Consider the following 18,063-nt stretch of genomic DNA (forward strand, 5'->3'; position numbering starts at 1 on the left):
GTTCGCTGTCAGTAGAAGGCGCCGTAGATCACATCGACCACCCGGCGGGTGCGGATATTCACCAGCAGCAGGTCCGGTCCGTAGCGCACCCAGCGATAGCCGCGCGGCGGCGCGCCGAGGCCGAGATCATACCAGCCGTCATAATAATAGCTGTTCGACAGGAAGAGCAGCGGCAGTAGCCCGCCGATCGACCAGCGCTGGTAGCGATAGCCGGGTGGGTAGCGGAAGGGCGGACGGTGGATCGGCCGAAACTGGGGCGGGCGGCCGATGCCGGGCCGGTGCGGCGGGCGTGCCACCGGCGGCCGCGGATTCGGCGGACGGACGATCGGCGGGCGCGGCGTGGGCGGCCGGACGCCCGGCTGGCCCGGATTGGGCCGGCCCGGACCACCACCAGGCCCGCCGGGGCCGCCATGATGCCCGCCGGAGGGCGGGCGCTGCTGGCCGGGAGGTCGGTCACCCGGACGGTGCTGCTGCGCCTCGGCCAGTGCCGGCGCCAGGAGGATCGCCATCGCGGCGAGGGAAGTCAGCTTCTTCATGTGCTTCTCCGACTTCTAGAAATCCCACCCCCGAAACGATCCGCCGGCCAAAAGGCTGCGCGCTCAGCGGCCGGCGCGGCTCTTCATCAGCGGCTGGATGCGCGTGCCGAAATTCTCGACACCTTCGAGGAAGTCGTCGAAGGTCAGCAGCACGCCGCCGGTGTTGGGCACTTCGGCCATCTCGTCGAGCATCCGCGCGACGCTTTCATAGCTGCCGACCAACGTGCCCATGTTGATGTTCACCGCCCCTTCCGGCGCGGCGAGCTGGCGGACATTGGTGGTCGGGTTGTTCTTGTCGGCGGCGCCCTGGTCTATCAGCCAGCGCACCGCGTCGATATCGAGGCCGTCGCGATAGGACTGCCACTTGGCCATCGCCGCCTCGTCGGTCTCGTCGGCGATCACCATGACCAGCACGAACACCTTCACGTCGCGCCCGGTCTTCGCCGTCGCCTCGGCGAGACGCGCGTTGTTGAAGGCGAAGGCAGTGGGCGTGTTGACGCCCTTGCCGAGGCAGAAGGCATAGTCCGCCCATTTTGCCGAGAAGGCGAGGCCCTCGTCCGACGAGCCGGCGCAGATGATCTTCATCTCGCCCTGGGGCGTGGGGCGGACGAGGCAATCGTCCATCTGGTAATATTGGCCCTTCAGGTCGCTGCGCCCGGTCTCCCACAGCTCGCGCAGGATCTGGGCGTACTCGTCGAGCATCTGGTAACGGTTGCGGAAATGCTCGTCCCCCGGCCACAGGCCCATCTGGCTGTATTCGGGGCGCTGCCAGCCGGTGATCAGGTTCAATCCGAAGCGGCCATGGCTGATCGAATCGATCGTGTTGCACATCCGCGCGGCAAAGGCCGGCGGGATCACCAGCGTGGGGCAGGTCGCGTAGATCTTGATCTTCTCGGTGACCGCGGCGAGGCCGGCCATCAGCGTGAAGCTCTCCAGCCCGTATTCCCAGAACTCGGTCTTGCCACCGAAGCCGCGCAGCTTGATCATCGAGAGCAGGAAATCGAGACCATGCTTCTCGGCGCGCAGCGCGATCTCTTTGTTGAGATCGAAGCTCGGCATGTACTGGGGCGCGTTCTCGCTGATCAGCCAGCCATTGTTGTTGATGGGAACGAAGACGCCGACTTCCATTGTTATTCCCCCAGAAATGCGAGCACGCGGGCCTCGAAGCCCGTCGGATCGGTGACGTTGCAGGCGTGCCCTCCCCAGGGCATGCGGACAAGCTGCGCCTGCCGCATGACTTGCGCAAGCCGCTCCGAGCAGGCCGGCGGGACGAGGGCATCGTCGTCGCTGACCAGCAGCAGCACGGGCGTGGCGAGCGGCCTTGCCTCCAGCCGGTCGATCAGGTCGAATTGCAGCGCCTCCAGGATGCGCGCCTCGACCATCTCGGCGGGGAAGCCGGCGACATGGTGCCGCGCCTCTTCCTCCAGCCGCGCATGATTCTCCGAGATCCAGCGGGGCGGGAACAGGAAGATCGGCTGGACATCGACATATTTGCCGGGGCCATAGGCACGCAGCAGCGCCAGCCGGGCGTCGAAGCAGCGCTGCGTATAGGGATCGAGCCGGCCCCAGCCATTGACCACCACCAGCTTCCCGACGCGCTCCGGCATGTCGAGCGCCAGGCTGAGCCCGCCGATGCCGCCGATCGCGTGGCCGAGGATCGAGGCCTTCTCGATGCCAAGCGCGTCCATCAGACGGGCGATATCCTCGCCGATGCTCTCGATCCGCGGGGTGACGGTGCGGTCCGAGCGGCCGGTGCCGCGATGGTCGTAGAGGATGACGCGGTGGCGCTCGGCAAGCGCCGGCAGGTTCGGCCGCCAGTAATTGCCCGATCCGCCCATGCCGGCGGAGAGGATCAGCGGCGGGCCGCTGCCATGTTCCTCATAGTAAAGCCCCGCCGCTTCAGGCATCAGCCGATATGCGCCACCGAGGCGATCTCGACCAGGCAATCGGGCTTCACCAGATCGGCCCGGACGCAATAGCGCGCCGGCTTGGCGCCGGGGAAATACTCGGCATAGATCTGGTTGAAGACCGGATAGTCGGCGAAATCCTTGAGGAAGATGTGGTTCATCGCCACGTCCTCCAGGGTAGCACCTGCCGCCTCCAGTGTGGTCTTGATCACCTCTAGGATGTGCCGGGTCTGCCCGGCGGCGTCACCGACATGGAGGACGATGCCGCCCTCACCCAGCGCCAGCACGCCGGAGACATAGACGGTGTTGCCCGCCTTCGCCCCGGCCGAATAGGGCGCGATCGGGGTGGGGAACTGGGGCGGGTTGATCGGTTCGAAGGGCATCGCTTACTCCGCTGAATTCTGGCCGGGCAATTGGCCGAAGCTGCCGCAGAAGTCGGCGGTGGTGGAGACCCAGCCGAAGAACTTCTCGACATTGTAGACCGTGGCTTCCTGCATCATCGGCGGGCCGAGATGATGCGTCGCATCCTCGAGCATCACGCCGAAATATTCGAGGTGGAAGCCGTCGCGCAGCGTGCTCTCGACGCAGACATTGGTGGCGATGCCGACGAAGACGATGTTGCGGATGCCCCGCGCCCTGAGCGTCGAATCGAGCTGCGAGTTGAAGAAGGCGCTGTAGCGGGTCTTGTGCAGGCGGATGTCGCCCGGCTTCGGCGCCAGCGCATCGACCAGCTCGTAATCCCAGGTGCCGCGGGCGAGCAGCTTGCCGCTGAGCTCGGGACGCTGGCGCATCGTCTTCAGCGCATTGGACTTGTGCCAGTTGGGCGAGCCGGGGCCGCCCGCCTCGACATAGTCAGGGTCCCAGCCATTCTGGAGGTAGATGACCGGCATGCCTGCCGATCGGGCAGTGTCGAGCACGGCGGCGATCTTGCCGATCGTCCCCGCCGAGCCCGAGATGTCGAACCCGGCCTGGTCGACATAGCCGCCGGGCGAGGCATAGGCATTCTGCATGTCGATCACGACGATCGCCGTCTCGTCCGCGCTGACGCGGATCGGCTCGGGCCGGGCGGGAAGCGTGACGATGCGCGGGCCGGAAAGGTCGCGGCCTACCGTAGGTTCGCCTGTCATTTCAGGGAGTGTTCCCGAGAATGGCGCGGCGCACAAGTCCTACATCGGGTGCCGCGCCGACTCGCCAAAGTCCACGAAGTACACGCCCGAAGCGGGTTTTCACGGCGGCAAAGTTGACACACTTCCCGCAAACGCCGCGCATCTCGCAACTTCCTTGCGCGGGCGGGATCCTATTTTTCCTACGGCATCAAGGAGCGGCCGGCATTGGGTCCGGCCGCGGAAGCGGAGCAGGCGAAATCCTACATTGCAAGCGCGCGCCACGGCCACGGAGCCAAATTCCCTCGTCATCCCCGCGAAGGCGGGGATCCAGAGCCTGGAGCGGTACCAGCGGGGCTCGCTCTGCACTTTCCGGCAACCGTTGCACGGTAGCTTCGGTTATCCCGAATTACCCTTGATCCCCGCCTTCGCGGGGATGACGGTTTGGATAAGGGGAGCCGGTTGGACGGCCTAGCTGGCCTCCGCCAGCAGCGCGGCGGCCTTGGCGCCGGCCCAGTCCATCTCGCCCGAGACGCGCCAGACTTCCTTGCCGGCGGCATCATAGAGGATCGTGGTCGGCAGATTGGCCTCCACGCCCAGGCTGAACGCCGCGTCGGGATCGGTCCAAGGCTTGAGATGCTTGAAGCCGGCCTTTGCGAAATAGGGATCGACGGCCTCGCGGCCCTTGAAGTCCTGGCTCAGCGTGATCACGCGCAGCGCGTCGCCCTTCTGGCCGGCAAGGGCGTCCAGGGTGGGCATCTCGGCCCGGCAGGGGATGCACCAGGTTGCCCAGAGATTGAGCAGCACCGGCTTGCCCTTGTAGGCGGAGAGATTGGTCCGCTTACCGGCGGGGTCGAAAAAGGCATATTCCCGCATCGTCTCGCCCTTGTGGCTGCGATCAATGCCTCCCTTGTCCTTCACGGCCGCGCTGGGGGACGCCGCAGGCGCCGCTTCGGCAGCGGCATTCGCCGCGGGGATAGTTTCGTTTGCTTGGCTTCCGGGCCCGGAGCGCTTATCGCACCCCGCGATCATCAGGGTGCCGAGCAGGAGAAGTGAGATAGCCGAGCGCAAGGACAGCTCCAATGCCATGTGGGGTGGGCGCTTCGCCGAAGGCCCGTCTGCAGTCATGCGCGAGATTAACGCATCCATTCCCTTCGACAAGCGAATGTGGCGCCAGGATCTGCGCGGGAGCCAGGCACATGTGACGATGCTGGGCGCGCAGGGCATCGTCGCCGCCGAGGACGCGGCGGCGATCCATGCCGGGCTGGGCGAGGTCGCGGCCGATTTCGAGGCCGGGGGCGTTCCCGAGGACCTCGCGCTCGAGGACATCCACATGCTCGCCGAATCGCGGCTGGCCGAGAAGATCGGCGCTACCGCGGGGCGGCTGCACACCGCTCGCTCGCGCAACGACCAGGTGGCGACCGACTTCCGCCTTTGGGTGCGCGACGCGATCGACCAGGCCGAGGCGGCGCTGGGCGCATTGCAGGACGCGCTGCTCGCCCGCGCCGAGGAACATGCCGACAGCGTGATGCCGGGCTTCACGCACCTCCAGGTCGCCCAGCCGGTGACGCTGGGCCATCACCTGATGGCCTATTTCGAGATGATCGGGCGCGACCGCTCGCGCTTCACCGATGCCCGGGCGCGGCTCAACCTCTGCCCGCTCGGCTCGGCGGCGCTGGCCGGCACCGGCTTCAACCTCGACCGCGAGGCGACGGCCAAGGCGCTCGGCTTCGACGGGCCGACGCGCAACTCGCTCGATTCGGTCTCCGACCGCGACTTCGCGATCGAGTACCTCACCGCCGCTGCGCAGACCGCCTTGCACCTCAGCCGGCTGGCCGAGGAATTCGTGATCTGGGCGAGCCAGCCGTTCGGCTTCGTGTCGTTGAGCGACCAATGGTCGACCGGCAGCTCGATCATGCCGCAGAAGCGCAATCCCGATGCGGCCGAGCTGGTGCGCGGGCATTCGGGGCGGATCACCGGCGCGCTGGTGAGCCTGATGATCACGATGAAGGGCCTGCCGCTCGCCTATTCGAAGGACATGCAGGATGACAAGCCGCCGGTGTTCGAGGCGCACGACCTGCTCGGCCTCAGCATCGCGGCGATGACCGGCATGGTCGAGAGCGCGACCTTCCGGCTGGAGCGGATGCGCGCCGCCGCCGAGGCGGGCTTCTCCACCGCCACCGATCTGGCCGACTGGCTGGTGCGCGAAGGCGGCATCCCGTTCCGCGAGGCGCACCACATCACCGGGCGCGCGGTGGCGGCCGCCGAAAAGGCGGGCATCCGTCTCGATCAGCTATCGATCACCCAACTCAAGGAAATCGACACGCGGATCGACGAGCGCGTATACGGCGTTCTCAGCGTCGACGCCTCGGTGTCGAGCCGTACCAGCTTTGGCGGCACGTCGCCGAAGCGGGTGCGCGAAGCGATCGCGGCGGCGCGCAAGGGCCGCCAGGAGGAAGGGCGATGAAGCGACTGGTGGTGCTGGCACTCGGGCTTGCCCTGGCGGGCTGCGGCGCGCGCGAGGGGCTCAAACCCGCGGCGACGGCATCGCTGCCGGCCGCGCCCTATGGTGCGAAAGCGACGCCGTCGCCGACCGACCTGCTCCAGCCCCCCGTCCAGACGCGTCCGGCACGCAGCGACGACCTTATCCAAAGCTCTGATCAGCGGCGCAGCGACACGTTCGACCTGCCGCCGCGCTAAGGCCCAACAGGAAGTCTTCTCAGTGTCTCATTTCGAAGTGATCGGCGGCGAACTGCACGCCGAGAATGTTCCGCTCGCGCGCATTGCCGAGCAGGTCGGTACCCCCGTCTATGCCTATTCCACCGAGGCGTTCCGCGAAGCCGCGCGCGCCTTTCGCGACGGCCTGAAGCCCGTCGGCCGGCACCATGTCGCCTTTGCGGTGAAGGCCAATCCCAACCTGGCGGTGCTCCGCCTGCTGGCGAACGAGGGCTTCGGCGCCGATGTCGTCTCGGGCGGCGAGCTGTCGCGCGCGCTGGCGGCGGGCATCCCGGCGCATGACGTGGTGTTCTCTGGCGTCGGCAAGACCCGCCGCGAGCTGCACCAGGCGCTGGATGCCGGGATCGGCCAGTTCAACCTCGAGCTCGAGGAGGAAGGCGTCGTCCTTGCCGAGATCGCGCATGCCAAGGGCATGGTGGCGCCGGCGGCGCTGCGCGTGAACCCGGACGTCGATGCCGGCACGCACGAGAAGATCTCGACCGGCAAGGCCGAGAACAAGTTCGGCCTGCCGATCGACCAGGCCCCGGCGATCTTCGACCGGCTGTCGAAGCTGGAGGGGATCAACCTGCGCGGCGTGGCGGTGCATATCGGCAGCCAGCTGCTGAGCCTCGCCCCGCTGGAGGCCGCGTTCGAGCGCGTCGGCAAGCTGGTCGCCGAGCTGCGCGCAGCCGGCCACACCATCACCCATGTCGACCTGGGCGGCGGCCTGGGCGTCGCCTACAGGCTGGACGACGTGCCGCCGACCTCGGCCGCGTTCGGCGAGATGGTCGCGCGGGTGACGAAGGACTGGGACGTCGAGCTGATGTTCGAGCCGGGCCGCCACATCTCGGCCAATGCCGGGGTGCTGCTCACCGAAGTGCTGTGGGTGAAGCCGGGGGTTACCAATCCCTGGGTGGTGGTCGACGCGGCGATGAACGACCTGCAGCGCGTGGCACTGTACGACGCCTATCACGGCTTCGCCTCGGTCACGCCCTCGGGCGAGACGATGGTCGCCAATGTCTGCGGGCCGGTCTGCGAGAGCAGCGACGTGTTCCTGAAGAATCGCGAGATCGATGCGGTGAAGAGCGGCGACCTGGCGGTGCTGCAGAGCGCCGGCGCCTATGGCGCGACCATGGCGAGCACCTATAACAGCCGTGCCCTGGTGCCGGAGGTGCTCGTCTCGGGCGACCGGTTCGAGGTCGTCGCGGGGCGGATCACCGCCGAGACGATCATGGGCGAGGAACAGATCCCGGACTGGCTGAAGTAGGATGACGCTGACCGCCCTGCCGATCTTCGTGAAGCTGGCAGGGCGGCCGGTGGTGCTGGTCGGCAGCGGCGACGCGGCCGAGGCGAAACGCCGGCTGCTCGAACGCGCCGGCGCGGCGATCGTCGGCGAGGAGGCCGAGGCTGCGCTCGCCATCGTCGCGGCAGACGATCCCGAACCCATTGTCGCGCGGCTGCGTTTGCGCGGCATGCTGGTCAACACCGTCGATCGCCCGGACCTGTGCGACTTCACCCTGCCCGCGATCGTCGAGCGCGATCCGGTGCTGGTGGCGGTGGGCACCGGCGGGGTCTCGGCCGGGCTGGCGGCGGCGGTCCGGCAGAAGCTGGAGACCGAGCTGCCCGCCGACCTGGGCGAGACCGCGCGGGCGCTGCATGCGGCACGGCCCGAGCTGCGCGCGCGCTTCCCCGACATCGCCGATCGCCGCCGCGCGATCGGAGCGGCGCTGGCCGAGGGGCTGGGCGGGGACGTGGTCGGGCGGATCGGTACACCGGAGGCGGCGCGGCTGCTCCGCTTCTCCCTGACCAGCGCCGATCCCGACGATCTCACGCTTCGCCAGGCGCGCGCGCTTGCGCAGGCCGAACGGCTATACCATTTTCCCGGCGTGCCGACCGCCATCCTCGACCGCGCCCGGGCCGACGCCCCGCGCATCGCCTGCTCCGCCCCGCCCGAAGCGCCGGGTCCCGGCCTCTCGATCTGGCTGGAGATGCGGACATGAGCGGCTTTGCCTATATCGTCCATGACGGGAAGGTGGAGCAGCCGATCCTCAAGGAAGCGCTGGGCAAGAATGCCCCGCTGAGCTGGATCCACCTCAACACCAATGACGAGCGCGCCCAGCTCTGGCTGAGCGGCGAGGCCAGGCTGCCCCAGCCGGTGATCGAGGCGCTGACCGCGATGGAGACGCGGCCGCGCTGCGACCTGTTCGGGCCAGCGGCGCTGATCAACCTGCGCGGCATGTCGTCCGAGACGCTCGACAGCTCCGATCCGCTCGCCTCGATCCGGATGTACGCGCATGGCGGCTGCGTCTTCTCGGTCTCGCGCAAGCAGCTCAATGCGATCACGCCGGTGCGCAAGCAGGTCGAGGACGGCAAGATCCTCGATCCGGGCGACCTGATCGCGGCGATCGCCCAGGCGATCACCGAGGAGCTCGACCCGATGGTGGCGGAGCTGGGCGATTCGCTCGACGATTGCGAGGAGCAGATCTCGCGGCACCGCGCCTTCGACCTGCGCCGGCTGGTCAACGAGACGCGGGTCAAGGCGATCGGCTTGCGGCGCTTCCTCTATCCGCAGCGCGCCGCGCTGGAGAAGCTGGCCGGGCTGCCGGTCGAATGGCTGGCCGAGGACGACCGGCTCCACCTCGCCGCCGCCGCCGACCGCGCCGCGCGCATGGCCGAGGAGCTGGAGAGCATCCGCGAGCGCGCCGCGCTGACCCACGAGACGCTCACCGACCTGCGCTCCGAGCTGATCGACCAGCGCTCGCTGATGATCGCGGTGGTGGCGATGGTGTTCCTGCCGCTGACCTTCATCACCGGGCTGCTCGGCATGAACGTCGCCGGCATCCCCTTCGCGCACGAGCCCTGGGCCTTTGCCGGGGTGGTGGCGCTGTGCGTGGTGCTGGCGGTGGCGATCACCGGCTATTTCCTCGGCCGGCACTGGTTCGAGCGCTAGGCGCTCAGCAGCGGCGGCAGCGTTCCAGCTCGACGCGGATGGCGGCGAGCTCGCCGCGGGCTTCGCCCAGCTCGATCGCCCGTGCGGCGATGCGTGCATCGAGCGCGAGGTTGGAGCGCTTGAGCTCCTCCATCCGATCGGAACGGGCAAGCACGCGCTCGATCCGCGCGGCGAGCTCCTCGAATTCATAGGGCCGCTCGAGATAATCGTCGGCGCCGGCCTGCAGTGCCTCGATCGCACCGCGCGGATCGCTCTGGCTGGTGACCATGATCACCGGCAGATCGGTGGTGTCGCGCGTGGCGCGGATCTCCTGGAGGACATGGAGACTGGAGACTTCGGGCATCACCCGGTCGACCAGGACGAGGTCGAAGCCGCGGGCGGAGATCAGCTCGAGCGCCTGCGACCCGCAATCGGCGAGGACGACGAGATAGCCGAGCTGGCCAAGGCGATGGGCGAGGACATGCAGGTTCGTCCGGCTGTCGTCGACCGCCAGAATGGTACGCGTGGCACGCCGGCGATTGCCGATGCCTTCCTGTGCCGAAGCCTCGTCCATGGCCGGCATTCTACGCCTGCAACAATCACGAAACAGTTAAGTGCGGCGCAACCTTGCTTGGATCAGCGTTCCAGGAAGTTGAACAGCTGTCCCACCATCACGTCCATCGGGCCGTTGCACTTGTCGAGCGCGTCGCCCGGCTCGGCGGTGTTGACCGCCAGCCCCATCGGAGTCGGCCAGCCGCGCAGGGCATGGGTGATGGTGCGCAGCGCCTGCAGCGTCGAGACCGCGGCCTGCCAGCCGGCGGCGGTGGCGATCAGGCCGACGGGCAGGCCGTCGAAATAGGGTCGCTCGTCCTTGCTCAGCGCCTCGACATAGTCGAGCGCGGTCTTGACCAGTCCGGAAAGCGTGCCGTGATAGCCGGGCGAGCCGACGATCACCGCATCGGCGGTGCGCAGCGCCTCCAGATAGCGCATCACCGCCGGGTTCCCCTCGACATTGCCCGGCTCGTAATGGGGGAAGGCGATCGCCTCGCCGGTGAGCAAAGTGGTGCGGGCGCCGCGCGCCTCGGCCCTGGCGAGCGTGGCCGCGAGCAGGCGTCCGGTGGCGGATTCGGGGCGCAGGGTGCCGCCCAGCGCGACGATGTGAGGTGCCGACATGCGGTTGCGCTAACCCAAAGCTCGGGCGAGCGCCAGAGTGCGCGCCGCCGTGGACCTGGGGCGCGGGCTGCGGCTATGCATCGGCAGAATCACCCAAGGGGGAGCCAAATGGTCGCAGCAACGCACGGTCCCCTGGCGGGGCTGCGCATCGTCGAACTCGACATGCCGGGCACCGTGCTGTTCACCGGCATGCTGCTCGCCGACCTGGGCTGCGACGTGATCCGCATCCGCCGACCGGGCAGCGAAGGCAGCGCCGTCGCCGCGCCGCTCTATCGCGGCCGCTCGGAAGTGCTGCTCGACCTCAGCCAGGCGGCGGGACGCGAGCAGGCGCTGTCGCTGATCGCCGATGCCGACGGGGTGATCGAAGGCTATCGGCCCGGCGTGGCCGAGCAGGTGGGGCTCGATCCGGCACGCTGCCTCGCGCTCAACCCGCGGCTCGTCTATTCCCGCACCAGCGGCTGGGGCCGCGAGGGGCCGCTCGCCGGCACGCCGGGCAACGACATCAACCATCTCGCCCTTTCCGGCGCGCTCCATGCGATCGGGCCGGCCGCCGCGCCGGTGCCGCCGCTCAACCTGATCGGTGAATATGCCGGCGGCGCGCTGCACCTCGCGCTCGGGCTGGTCTCGGCGATCCTCGCCGCCCAGGCGACCGGGCGCGGCCAGGTGATCGAGGCGGCGCAGGTAGACGGCGTCGCGTCGATGATGACGCTCTACTACGCGCTCCACGCCTCGGGTCGCTGGGCCGATGCGCGCACCGCCAACATGGTCGATGGCGGCGCCCCCTATTATCGCTGCTACGCCTGTGCCGATGGCCGCCATGTCGCGGTCGGCGCGCTCGAGCCCGCGAGCTTTCGCGCGCTCTGCGCGGGGCTGGGCATAGCCACCGCCAAGTTCGACCAGTTCGACCGTGCCTGCTGGCCCGCGCTGACCGAGGAATTCGCCGCCGCCTTCGCCTCGCGCGGGCGCGACGAATGGGCGACACTGTTCGAAGGCGGCGAGGGCTGCGTCACGCCGGTGCTGTCGCTCACCGAGGCGCCGCTCCACCCGCACAACCGCGCGCGGGGGACTTTCGCCGCATCGGGCGGGACGGTGCAGCCGATGCCTGCGCCGCGCTTCTCGGGGACGCCGGCCGAGGCGATTCCGGCGGTGGAGGAAAGCGTTGCCGAGGTGCTGGCGCGCTGGGGCGGGGAGTAGAAGTACCGAAAACCCTAGTGCCGTGTTCCTGCGAAAGCAGGAGCCCAGGGTAATAAGGTACTTCGTCACCCTGGGCTCCTGCTTTCGCAGGAGAACATCGAAGCTAAGCCAGGTTCGCCTTCAGGCTGCTCCAGGCGCGGGCGATCTCGTCGAGGCTGTTCGCGGCCTCGCGGAACGGGGCGGGATCGGTGCCGGTGGCAGCCTGGAGGATCTCGCCGCGCAGCCCGTGATAGAAAGTGGCGAGCGTCCGGGCGACCTCGCCGCCCTTGTCGAAATCGAGCCCCGCCTCGAGCGCGAACAGGATCGCGGTGGCGCGCGCGACCCGCTCGCCGCGGACCGAATAGTTGCGCCGTTCGACCGCCCAGGCGGCGGTGCGCAGCGCGGCGACGCCCTCTTCGTAGAGCAGCCCGACCAGCGCATGCGGATCGCCACCGGCGGCCCGGCCGACAATGTCGATCTGGCGATAGGTGTCGGCAGGATTGGCGGCGAGGGCCGAGGCGTAGCGCATCAGTCCTTCGCGTTCCAGGCGTCGATCTGCTGCTGCAGGAAGGTCTGGGTCGACTTGTAGGCGGCGACCTTGGCGTCCATCGCGGCGAATTGCTGGGTCATGCGCTCGCGCAGCTTCTCGGTATCGCCGGCGACCTTGGTCTTCTCGTCCGCGAGCTCCTCCTGCGCCTTGCTGTACTTGTCGGCGCTGGCGCCCAGCCCACTCTTGGTGCTGGTCGCGATATCCGAGATGTCGGAAAGCGCCTTGGTCAGCCCCGCGCTCTCGGCGAAGATCTTCTCGACGTCGTTGGGATAATCGGTGAGCACCTTGGAAAGCCGCGCGCTGTCGAGGCTCAGCGTGCCGTCACGATTGGTCTTCACCCCGAGATCGGCGAGATTGGACGGCGCATCGACGCCCGCGCCCGGAACCAGGTCGCTCAGCGTCAGCCGCTTGAGCTGCTGGAGCAGCTGCTTGGCCGCCGGATCGGACTTGAGTGGACCGCTGACCGGATCGGTCGCCGTCTGCACCGCCTTGAACACTTCATTATAGGTCTCGACGAAATTCGAGACCGCCTGGCTGAGCGCCGTGGTCGGCGAGCTGGCGCCGATCGTCACCTTGGTGCCGACCGCGGCGGAGACCAGGTCGATCCGCGTGCCGGGGATCATCGTGGTGATGCTGTTGGTCGGGTATTTCGCCTCGACCCCGTCGATCGCGACCCGGGCATCCTGCGCCGTCGCGCTGATCGTCGAGCCGGTCGCGCCGGGGCCGACATCGAGCTGGGCGAGGCCGTCGGTGCCGCTCAGCGTGAAGGCCTGGGACGAGCCGGTCGCGCTCTTGAGCACGAGCCGCGCGCCGGTCGAATCGCTGAGGATCGTCGCGGTGACGCCGGCCTTCTTCGCGTTGATCGCCGCGGCGACGTCGGAAAGCGTGGCATTGGCGGGCACATCGATCTCGACCGGGGTGCCGCCGCCCTGGGTGAAGCCGGTCATCGCGCCGTCGCTGACCGTCGCGGTGCCGAAGCTGAGCGTCAGCCTGCCCGCGCCGATAACGCTGCTGCTGCCGCCGCTGAACGCCTGCGAGCTGGAAACCTGGCCCTGCGCGAGCTGGCGGACTTCCATCGTCGCGTTCAGCCCGGCGAGGTCGGCACCGGAAAGCCGGGTGACGTTGACGATGCCGGTGTTCGAGCTGGTCGGCTGGGTGGCGAGCGAGCCCGAGCTGGTGAGCGAGGCGAGCGCCGAGGCGAAGTCGCTGATATTGCCCTTGATCGTGCCGACCGAGGAGATCTGCGCGGTGAGCGCGTCGTTCTTCGTGGTGATCGCCTGGTTCTTGTTGGCGAAGCTGTTGTCGACGAGCGACGTGACCAAGGCGGTGATGTCGATCCCCGATCCGGTGCCCAGCGTCTTCGCGATCGATTCGACGGCCATTTCGTCCCCCCTGCTCTCCCACCGTTAAACGGCCGCAGAGCCGCCGATTTTAGTGGGCGCGCGCCTGTTTCAGGCCGTTTTCGTCGAAAAGCGCGGTCTCGGGCACGGTGACTGGCGGCTGGACCGCGCCGGCGCGTTTGCTGAGCTGGAAGACGAAGGCGAGCACGGTCGCCACCGCCATGTAGAGATCGTCGCGGATCTGCTGGTTCTCCTTGCTGGTGTAGTACACCGCACGGGCGAGCTGCGGATATTCGAGGATCGGCACGTCGAGCTCCCCGGCCAGTTCGCGGATCGCTAGCGCGGTCGCGCCGCGCCCCTTGGCGACCACCACCGGCACCTGGTCCTTGCCCTGCTCGTAGCGCAGCGCGACGGCGAAGTGCGTCGGGTTGGTGATCACGACATGCGCAGTCTCGACCGCCTTGCGGAAGCCGCCCTTGAGGATCTGCCGCTGGCGCTGGCGCTGCGCCATCTTCGCCTCGGGCGAGCCCTCGGCTTCCTTGTGCTCGTCCTTCACTTCCTGTTTGGTCATGCGCAGCTTGGCCATGTGGCGGAGGATCTGGATCGGCAGGTCGACGCCGGCGATCAGCAGCAGGCCGCCCGCCATGACGAAGAGCAGGTAGAGGAACTCGTTGCCCATCGCGCCGATCGCGCCGTGCAGGTCCGCCTCGACCAGCCCGAGCGAGCGGCTGGTCAGCGACCAGAGCAGCCAGATGCCGATGCTGCCAAGCAGGACGACCTTGAGCAGGCCCTTGCCCAGCTCGATCCAGCCATTGGGACCGAAGATGCGGGCCAGACCCGAGCCGGGATTGATTCGCGAGGCCTTGGGGGCGAACAGCTTGGCGTTCCAGCGCAGGCCCGCGAGACCGACATGGCTGAGCACCGCGCCGGCGAGCGCGAACAGCAGCAGGCCGCCGATCGGCAGCGCCAGCTTCCATGCTGCGGCGGCGATCGGGCGCCAGGGCTCGAAATCCTCGACATCGGCGACGGTGAAGGTGAAGCTGCCGACCATCACTTCCTTGCAGGCGCGGACCAAAGCGGGGCCGAGCATGGCCATCCAGGCGCAGCCGAGAAGGACGATCAGCGCGGTGCCGAAGTCCTTCGAGCTGAGTATTTGCCCCTCTTCCGCTGCCTTCCGCTTGCGCTTGGGTGTTGGGGCTTCTGTCTTTTCACCGCCGGTCTCGGACATCAGCCGAGCACCAGCTGCGGCATCATCGTGAGCGCTTCGCGGATGACGACGACGAGATAATCCCCCATCGCAGGGAGCGCGAGCAGCAGCGCGACCACGCCGAACAACAGACTGGCGGGCAGGCCGACCGCGAACAGGTTGAGCGCAGGGGCGGCGCGGCTCAGCATGCCGACGATCAGGTTGAGGCAGAGCAGCAGGAAGCCGATCGGCAACGAGAGCAGCAGCCCCGCGAGGAAGGTATAGCCGCCGAACATCGCGATGCCGAGCAGCCGCTCGGGCGCGATCCAGGCACCGGGCGGCATCACCTGATAGCTGCGCACGACCAGGTCGACGAGGACGAGATGGCCGTCCAGCGCCAGGAAGACCAGCGTCAGCATCAGCGACAGGAAGGTGCCGATCGCCGGCGTCGAATGGCCGTTATTGGGATCGACCGCATTGGCGAAGCCCAGGCCCATCGACATCGAGATGACTTCGCTGGCCACCATCGGCGCGGCGAAGGCGACCTGGAGCACGAAGCCCATGGCGAGGCCGATCAGCGCCTCGGCGGCGATGGCGAGGAAGGTGGTGAGCGAGAAGATCTCGGCCGGCGGCGCGATATGCGCGACATTCAGCACCAGCACGCCGATCGCGCCGGTGAGCGCGATGCGCGCGGGCAGCGGGATCGCCACGGCGCTGAAGATCGGCGCAGTGATGAACGCCGCCCCGATCCGCACCATGGCGAACAGCAGCGCCCAGAGCTGCGGCTCGATCGAGAGGCCGAAGCCCATCATCCTACTGGTTCCCCTTCCGCTTGCGGGAGGGGTTAGGGGAGGGGATGTACGGAAGGCGGCTGAGACGCAGCCCCTCCCCGGCCCCTCCCGCAAGCGGAAGGGGAGATTCACTTCACCAGGTCCGGAATGCGCTCGAAGATGCTCACGGTGAAATCGCCGAGCAGCCCCATGATCATCGAGCCGAAGATCACCAGGCTGATCGCCACCACGACCAGCTTGGGCACGAAGGTGAGCGTCTGCTCCTGGATCGAGGTGGCCGCCTGGACCATGCCGAGCACCAGGCCGGCGAGCAAAGCGGGCACCAGGATCGGCGTGGCGGCGAGCGCCAGCACCCACATCGCCTCGCGGCCGACGGTGAGGAAATATTCGGTGTCCATGGGCGCTAACTCACGAAGCTGGAGGCGAGCGAGCCCATGGTCAGCGCCCATCCGTCGACCAGGACGAAGAGCAGCAGCTTGAAGGGCAGGGAAATGATCGTCGGCGACATCATCATCATGCCGAGCGCGACCAGCACGGTGGCGACGACGAGATCGATGACGATGAAGGGCAGGAAGATCAGGAAACCGATCTGGAAGGCGGTCTTGAGCTCGCTGGTGACGAAGGCGGGGAGCAGCACCGAGAAGGGCACGTCGGCCGGCTTCGCATAGGGGCCGCTCTTGGCCATCTGGGCGAACATGGTGACGTCCTTGGTGCGGGTCTGCTTGATCATGAAGCCGTGCAGCGCCTCGCCCGACCTGGCGATCATCTCGCTCGCGCCGATCTTGCCGGCCGAATAGGGCTGGATCGCAGTCGTGTTCATCGTGCTCAGCGTCGGCGCCATCACGAAGAAGCTGAGGAACAGCGCGAGGCCGATCAGCACCTGGTTGGGCGGGGTCTGCTGGAGGCCCAGGGCCTGGCGGAGCAGCGCAAGCACGATGATGATCCGGGTGAAGCTGGTCATCATCAGCAGGATGCCCGGCAGCACCGAGAGCAGGCCCATGATGATGAGGACCTGCAGCGACAGGCTCAGCGGGGCATTGCCGCCGCCAAGGTCGCCGAGCGCGCGATCCACTGCGTCGCCGACGCCCGGGGTGGCGACCGGAGCCGGCACCGCTGGTGCGGCGCCCTGCGCGAAGGCCGGGAAGGCGAACAGCACGAGGAAGGCCAGGATGCCGATGAACAGCGCCGCGCGGCCCCCGACCGTGCGCGGAGCGGAGACGATCGCGCGGGTCATTGCTGCTTGTCCACCAAAGTGACGCCGCTGCGGCTCACCGAGACGAGCAGCTTCTGCCCCTCGAACTCGATGACGGCGAGGCGGAGCCCCGGGGAGAGCATCATCGTCTCCTTGAGCTGCACCATGCGGGTCTGCTGGTTCTTGGGCAGGCGCGCCTCGAGCTTGCGCCAGCCATAGAGGCAGCCGACCAGCAGGCCGCAGACGAGCGGCAGCAGCACGATCAGCTTGATGATGTACCAGGTCATGGGATCAGCGACCCGCGCGCTTGTCCGGGCTGACCAGCTCGGTCATCCGCACGCCGAACTTCTCGCCCACGGTGACGACTTCGCCGCGGCCGATCAGCGTGCCGTTGACGAACACGTCGAGCAGCTCATTGGCTTCGCGATCGAGCTCGATCACGCTGCTTTCGCCGAGCGCGAGCAGCTCGCGCAGGGTCAGGCGGGTCGAGCCGATCTCGACGGTCAGCTTGACGTCGACGTCCTGCAACAGCCGGAAATTGGCGGCGACGGCAGAGTCGACCGGGAATGCGGTCGTCATGTCGTTCATTGGAAGTCCTCTGCGTTGATCTCTTCGAGCGAAGTGAGGCGGACCGCGGCGCGGCCGTTGGCGGTGCCGACAAGGCCGGTGCCGAGGCGGCGCTTCGCCACCATCACCGGAACCTCGGGGCCGAAATCGATCGGAATGACGTCGCCTTCCTTGAGCTCGAGCAGGCGGCCGAGCGGCATGGTCGGTTCGGCGAGCACCGAGCGGACGGGCAGCGTGACTGCCATCACCGCGCGGGTAAGGCCGGAGCGCCATTCGGGCTCGACCTCTTCCTTCGGCCCATGGACCTTGACCATCAGCGCGGCGCCGTGCGGCTTCAGCGCGGCGACGGGATAGAGAATGTCGAAGAAATGCGGCCGGCCCTCGCCCTCGGCCAAGCCGAAGCGGGTGACGACGACCGGATCGTCGGCACCGAGATCGGGTGCGGCGGCGAGGCTGGGCGAACCCTCCGCGCGGAAGGCGACGCGCGACAGCGGCTCCCAGGCCTTGTCGAGCAGCCCCGCGGTCGACTGGGCGAGCCGGCCGACCAGCGCCTCGGCGGCGGGAGTGAACTCGCCCGGCAGCGGGTTCGGCGCCTCGCCGTCGCCGCCGAAGAATGCGTCGAGCATCTCGAAGACCAGCCCGGCCTCCAGCACGAACTGGGCGCGGGCGCGGGCATTGCCCATCGCCAGCGGCTGCCAGGCCGAGAGCACGCCGCCGCGCTCGGCCTTGTAGTCGGCGAAGCGCTGGACCGAGAGCGGCTCGGCCCAGGCGCGGAGATCCTTGCGGAGAAGCCCCTCGAAGGCGCCCTTCAACGACTTGGCCAGACGCGCGCTCAGATGCTGCAGCGTGACCAGATCGCCGAACGGATTGAGATTGGCCGTCCCCAGCACCGGCGCATGTT

Annotated in this window: 23 protein-coding genes; 6 read left to right on the forward strand and 17 right to left on the reverse strand. The window is 68.2% G+C overall.

Annotated features, from left to right (window positions below; genetic code table 11):
- Nucleotides 1–8: 8 nt before the first annotated feature.
- The 6 genes from ACEN8G_RS19265 to ACEN8G_RS19290 all read right to left on the reverse strand — a co-directional run bounded on the left by ACEN8G_RS19265 (nucleotide 9) and on the right by ACEN8G_RS19290 (nucleotide 4,467).
- Nucleotides 9–536, reverse strand: a complete 528-nt coding sequence (locus ACEN8G_RS19265; RefSeq protein ID WP_413740668.1) for an RcnB family protein — start codon at nucleotides 534–536, stop codon at nucleotides 9–11.
- Between the two features lie 63 nt (nucleotides 537–599).
- Nucleotides 600–1,664, reverse strand: a complete 1,065-nt coding sequence (gene rutA, locus ACEN8G_RS19270) for a pyrimidine utilization protein A (RefSeq protein ID WP_413415002.1) — start codon at nucleotides 1,662–1,664, stop codon at nucleotides 600–602.
- 2 nt (nucleotides 1,665–1,666) lie between these two features.
- Nucleotides 1,667–2,443, reverse strand: a complete 777-nt coding sequence (gene rutD, locus ACEN8G_RS19275; RefSeq protein ID WP_413415001.1) for a pyrimidine utilization protein D — start codon at nucleotides 2,441–2,443, stop codon at nucleotides 1,667–1,669.
- Nucleotides 2,443–2,826: a pyrimidine utilization protein C gene (gene rutC, locus ACEN8G_RS19280; protein WP_413415000.1), complete on the reverse strand. Its 384-nt coding sequence runs from the start codon at nucleotides 2,824–2,826 to the stop codon at nucleotides 2,443–2,445. Before rutC ends, rutD begins: the two co-directional genes overlap by 1 nt.
- Before the next feature lie 3 nt (nucleotides 2,827–2,829).
- Nucleotides 2,830–3,570 carry a pyrimidine utilization protein B gene (rutB, locus tag ACEN8G_RS19285; protein ID WP_413414999.1) on the reverse strand — a complete coding sequence of 247 codons (741 nt, stop codon included), beginning with the start codon at nucleotides 3,568–3,570 and terminating at the stop codon, nucleotides 2,830–2,832.
- A 447-nt stretch (nucleotides 3,571–4,017) separates the two neighbouring features.
- Nucleotides 4,018–4,467: a TlpA family protein disulfide reductase gene (locus tag ACEN8G_RS19290; protein WP_413414998.1), complete on the reverse strand. Its 450-nt coding sequence runs from the start codon at nucleotides 4,465–4,467 to the stop codon at nucleotides 4,018–4,020.
- 166 nt (nucleotides 4,468–4,633) lie between these two features.
- Here ACEN8G_RS19290 and argH point away from each other — a divergent pair, with 166 nt between their 5' ends.
- From argH to ACEN8G_RS19315, 5 genes are read left to right on the forward strand one after another with little or no spacing between them, the layout of a single operon-like run.
- Nucleotides 4,634–6,013, forward strand: a complete 1,380-nt coding sequence (argH, locus tag ACEN8G_RS19295; RefSeq protein WP_413414997.1) for an argininosuccinate lyase — start codon at nucleotides 4,634–4,636, stop codon at nucleotides 6,011–6,013.
- Entirely contained in the window at nucleotides 6,010–6,246 is a 237-nt protein-coding gene (locus ACEN8G_RS19300; RefSeq protein WP_307116695.1) for a hypothetical protein, read from the forward strand. The genes argH and ACEN8G_RS19300 overlap by 4 nt, the downstream gene beginning before the upstream one ends.
- A gap of 22 nt (nucleotides 6,247–6,268) precedes the next feature.
- On the forward strand, nucleotides 6,269–7,528 hold the full coding sequence (gene lysA, locus ACEN8G_RS19305) for a diaminopimelate decarboxylase (protein WP_413414996.1): 1,260 nt from the start codon (nucleotides 6,269–6,271) through the stop codon (nucleotides 7,526–7,528).
- A 1-nt stretch (nucleotide 7,529) separates the two neighbouring features.
- Nucleotides 7,530–8,261: an NAD(P)-dependent oxidoreductase gene (locus tag ACEN8G_RS19310; protein ID WP_413414995.1), complete on the forward strand. Its 732-nt coding sequence runs from the start codon at nucleotides 7,530–7,532 to the stop codon at nucleotides 8,259–8,261.
- Nucleotides 8,258–9,211 (forward strand): CorA family divalent cation transporter, encoded by a 954-nt coding sequence (locus tag ACEN8G_RS19315; protein WP_413414994.1) that lies wholly within the window; start codon nucleotides 8,258–8,260, stop codon nucleotides 9,209–9,211. Before ACEN8G_RS19310 ends, ACEN8G_RS19315 begins: the two co-directional genes overlap by 4 nt.
- A gap of 4 nt (nucleotides 9,212–9,215) precedes the next feature.
- On the opposite strand, the gene ACEN8G_RS19320 is transcribed toward ACEN8G_RS19315, so the two are convergent.
- Together ACEN8G_RS19320 and ACEN8G_RS19325 are read right to left on the reverse strand one after the other, a co-directional pair.
- Nucleotides 9,216–9,773 carry a response regulator gene (locus ACEN8G_RS19320; protein ID WP_413740669.1) on the reverse strand — a complete coding sequence of 186 codons (558 nt, stop codon included), beginning with the start codon at nucleotides 9,771–9,773 and terminating at the stop codon, nucleotides 9,216–9,218.
- Between the two features lie 53 nt (nucleotides 9,774–9,826).
- A complete protein-coding gene (locus ACEN8G_RS19325; protein WP_413414991.1) occupies nucleotides 9,827–10,363 on the reverse strand; it encodes an NADPH-dependent FMN reductase in 537 nt (178 codons plus the stop codon).
- 108 nt (nucleotides 10,364–10,471) lie between these two features.
- Between ACEN8G_RS19325 and ACEN8G_RS19330 the strand changes: the two genes are divergently transcribed.
- Entirely contained in the window at nucleotides 10,472–11,557 is a 1,086-nt protein-coding gene (locus tag ACEN8G_RS19330; RefSeq protein ID WP_413414990.1) for a CaiB/BaiF CoA transferase family protein, read from the forward strand.
- Nucleotides 11,558–11,660: 103 nt separating this feature from the next.
- Here ACEN8G_RS19330 and fliS read toward each other — a convergent pair whose 3' ends face one another.
- The 9 genes from fliS to ACEN8G_RS19375 all read right to left on the reverse strand — a co-directional run bounded on the left by fliS (nucleotide 11,661) and on the right by ACEN8G_RS19375 (nucleotide 18,052).
- Nucleotides 11,661–12,065 carry a flagellar export chaperone FliS gene (gene fliS, locus ACEN8G_RS19335; protein ID WP_413414989.1) on the reverse strand — a complete coding sequence of 135 codons (405 nt, stop codon included), beginning with the start codon at nucleotides 12,063–12,065 and terminating at the stop codon, nucleotides 11,661–11,663.
- The gene (gene fliD, locus ACEN8G_RS19340; RefSeq protein WP_413414988.1) at nucleotides 12,065–13,468 is read right to left on the reverse strand and encodes a flagellar filament capping protein FliD; all 1,404 of its coding nucleotides are present in this window, start codon (nucleotides 13,466–13,468) and stop codon (nucleotides 12,065–12,067) included. The genes fliS and fliD overlap by 1 nt, the downstream gene beginning before the upstream one ends.
- 49 nt (nucleotides 13,469–13,517) lie before the next feature.
- Entirely contained in the window at nucleotides 13,518–14,654 is a 1,137-nt protein-coding gene (flhB, locus tag ACEN8G_RS19345) for a flagellar type III secretion system protein FlhB (RefSeq protein ID WP_413414986.1), read from the reverse strand.
- Nucleotides 14,654–15,424: a flagellar biosynthetic protein FliR gene (gene fliR / locus ACEN8G_RS19350; RefSeq protein WP_413414985.1), complete on the reverse strand. Its 771-nt coding sequence runs from the start codon at nucleotides 15,422–15,424 to the stop codon at nucleotides 14,654–14,656. The genes flhB and fliR overlap by 1 nt, the downstream gene beginning before the upstream one ends.
- Before the next feature lie 107 nt (nucleotides 15,425–15,531).
- On the reverse strand, nucleotides 15,532–15,801 hold the full coding sequence (gene fliQ, locus ACEN8G_RS19355; protein ID WP_307116705.1) for a flagellar biosynthesis protein FliQ: 270 nt from the start codon (nucleotides 15,799–15,801) through the stop codon (nucleotides 15,532–15,534).
- A 5-nt stretch (nucleotides 15,802–15,806) separates the two neighbouring features.
- Nucleotides 15,807–16,637, reverse strand: a complete 831-nt coding sequence (gene fliP, locus ACEN8G_RS19360) for a flagellar type III secretion system pore protein FliP (RefSeq protein ID WP_413414984.1) — start codon at nucleotides 16,635–16,637, stop codon at nucleotides 15,807–15,809.
- The gene (locus tag ACEN8G_RS19365; protein WP_413414983.1) at nucleotides 16,634–16,882 is read right to left on the reverse strand and encodes a flagellar biosynthetic protein FliO; all 249 of its coding nucleotides are present in this window, start codon (nucleotides 16,880–16,882) and stop codon (nucleotides 16,634–16,636) included. Before ACEN8G_RS19365 ends, fliP begins: the two co-directional genes overlap by 4 nt.
- A 4-nt stretch (nucleotides 16,883–16,886) precedes the next feature.
- On the reverse strand, nucleotides 16,887–17,183 hold the full coding sequence (fliN, locus tag ACEN8G_RS19370) for a flagellar motor switch protein FliN (RefSeq protein WP_183999175.1): 297 nt from the start codon (nucleotides 17,181–17,183) through the stop codon (nucleotides 16,887–16,889).
- Entirely contained in the window at nucleotides 17,180–18,052 is an 873-nt protein-coding gene (locus tag ACEN8G_RS19375) for a flagellar motor switch protein FliM (protein WP_413414982.1), read from the reverse strand. Before ACEN8G_RS19375 ends, fliN begins: the two co-directional genes overlap by 4 nt.
- Between the last annotated feature and the right edge of the window lie 11 nt (nucleotides 18,053–18,063).

This window comes from Sphingomonas sp. Sphisp66 (assembly GCF_047324325.1).
GTDB lineage: Bacteria > Pseudomonadota > Alphaproteobacteria > Sphingomonadales > Sphingomonadaceae > Sphingomonas.

Excerpts from the sequence above, each read along its gene's own strand:
- fliQ (WP_307116705.1), bottom strand. The coding sequence starts at position 15,801 with ATGGACACCGAATATTTCCTCACCGTCGGCCGCGAGGCGATGTGGGTG.
- fliR (WP_413414985.1), bottom strand. The coding sequence starts at position 15,424 with ATGATGGGCTTCGGCCTCTCGATCGAGCCGCAGCTCTGGGCGCTGCTG.
- rutA (WP_413415002.1), bottom strand. The coding sequence starts at position 1,664 with ATGGAAGTCGGCGTCTTCGTTCCCATCAACAACAATGGCTGGCTGATC.
- fliD (WP_413414988.1), bottom strand. The coding sequence starts at position 13,468 with ATGGCCGTCGAATCGATCGCGAAGACGCTGGGCACCGGATCGGGGATC.
- fliP (WP_413414984.1), bottom strand. The coding sequence starts at position 16,637 with ATGACCCGCGCGATCGTCTCCGCTCCGCGCACGGTCGGGGGCCGCGCG.
- ACEN8G_RS19315 (WP_413414994.1), top strand. The coding sequence starts at position 8,258 with ATGAGCGGCTTTGCCTATATCGTCCATGACGGGAAGGTGGAGCAGCCG.
- ACEN8G_RS19330 (WP_413414990.1), top strand. The coding sequence starts at position 10,472 with ATGGTCGCAGCAACGCACGGTCCCCTGGCGGGGCTGCGCATCGTCGAA.
- ACEN8G_RS19320 (WP_413740669.1), bottom strand. The coding sequence starts at position 9,773 with ATGCCGGCCATGGACGAGGCTTCGGCACAGGAAGGCATCGGCAATCGC.
- argH (WP_413414997.1), top strand. The coding sequence starts at position 4,634 with ATGTGGGGTGGGCGCTTCGCCGAAGGCCCGTCTGCAGTCATGCGCGAG.
- rutC (WP_413415000.1), bottom strand. The coding sequence starts at position 2,826 with ATGCCCTTCGAACCGATCAACCCGCCCCAGTTCCCCACCCCGATCGCG.
- ACEN8G_RS19265 (WP_413740668.1), bottom strand. The coding sequence starts at position 536 with ATGAAGAAGCTGACTTCCCTCGCCGCGATGGCGATCCTCCTGGCGCCG.
- fliS (WP_413414989.1), bottom strand. The coding sequence starts at position 12,065 with ATGCGCTACGCCTCGGCCCTCGCCGCCAATCCTGCCGACACCTATCGC.
- fliN (WP_183999175.1), bottom strand. The coding sequence starts at position 17,183 with ATGAACGACATGACGACCGCATTCCCGGTCGACTCTGCCGTCGCCGCC.
- ACEN8G_RS19365 (WP_413414983.1), bottom strand. The coding sequence starts at position 16,882 with ATGACCTGGTACATCATCAAGCTGATCGTGCTGCTGCCGCTCGTCTGC.
- ACEN8G_RS19310 (WP_413414995.1), top strand. The coding sequence starts at position 7,530 with ATGACGCTGACCGCCCTGCCGATCTTCGTGAAGCTGGCAGGGCGGCCG.
- rutD (WP_413415001.1), bottom strand. The coding sequence starts at position 2,443 with ATGCCTGAAGCGGCGGGGCTTTACTATGAGGAACATGGCAGCGGCCCG.
- ACEN8G_RS19300 (WP_307116695.1), top strand. The coding sequence starts at position 6,010 with ATGAAGCGACTGGTGGTGCTGGCACTCGGGCTTGCCCTGGCGGGCTGC.
- rutB (WP_413414999.1), bottom strand. The coding sequence starts at position 3,570 with ATGACAGGCGAACCTACGGTAGGCCGCGACCTTTCCGGCCCGCGCATC.
- ACEN8G_RS19325 (WP_413414991.1), bottom strand. The coding sequence starts at position 10,363 with ATGTCGGCACCTCACATCGTCGCGCTGGGCGGCACCCTGCGCCCCGAA.
- flhB (WP_413414986.1), bottom strand. The coding sequence starts at position 14,654 with ATGTCCGAGACCGGCGGTGAAAAGACAGAAGCCCCAACACCCAAGCGC.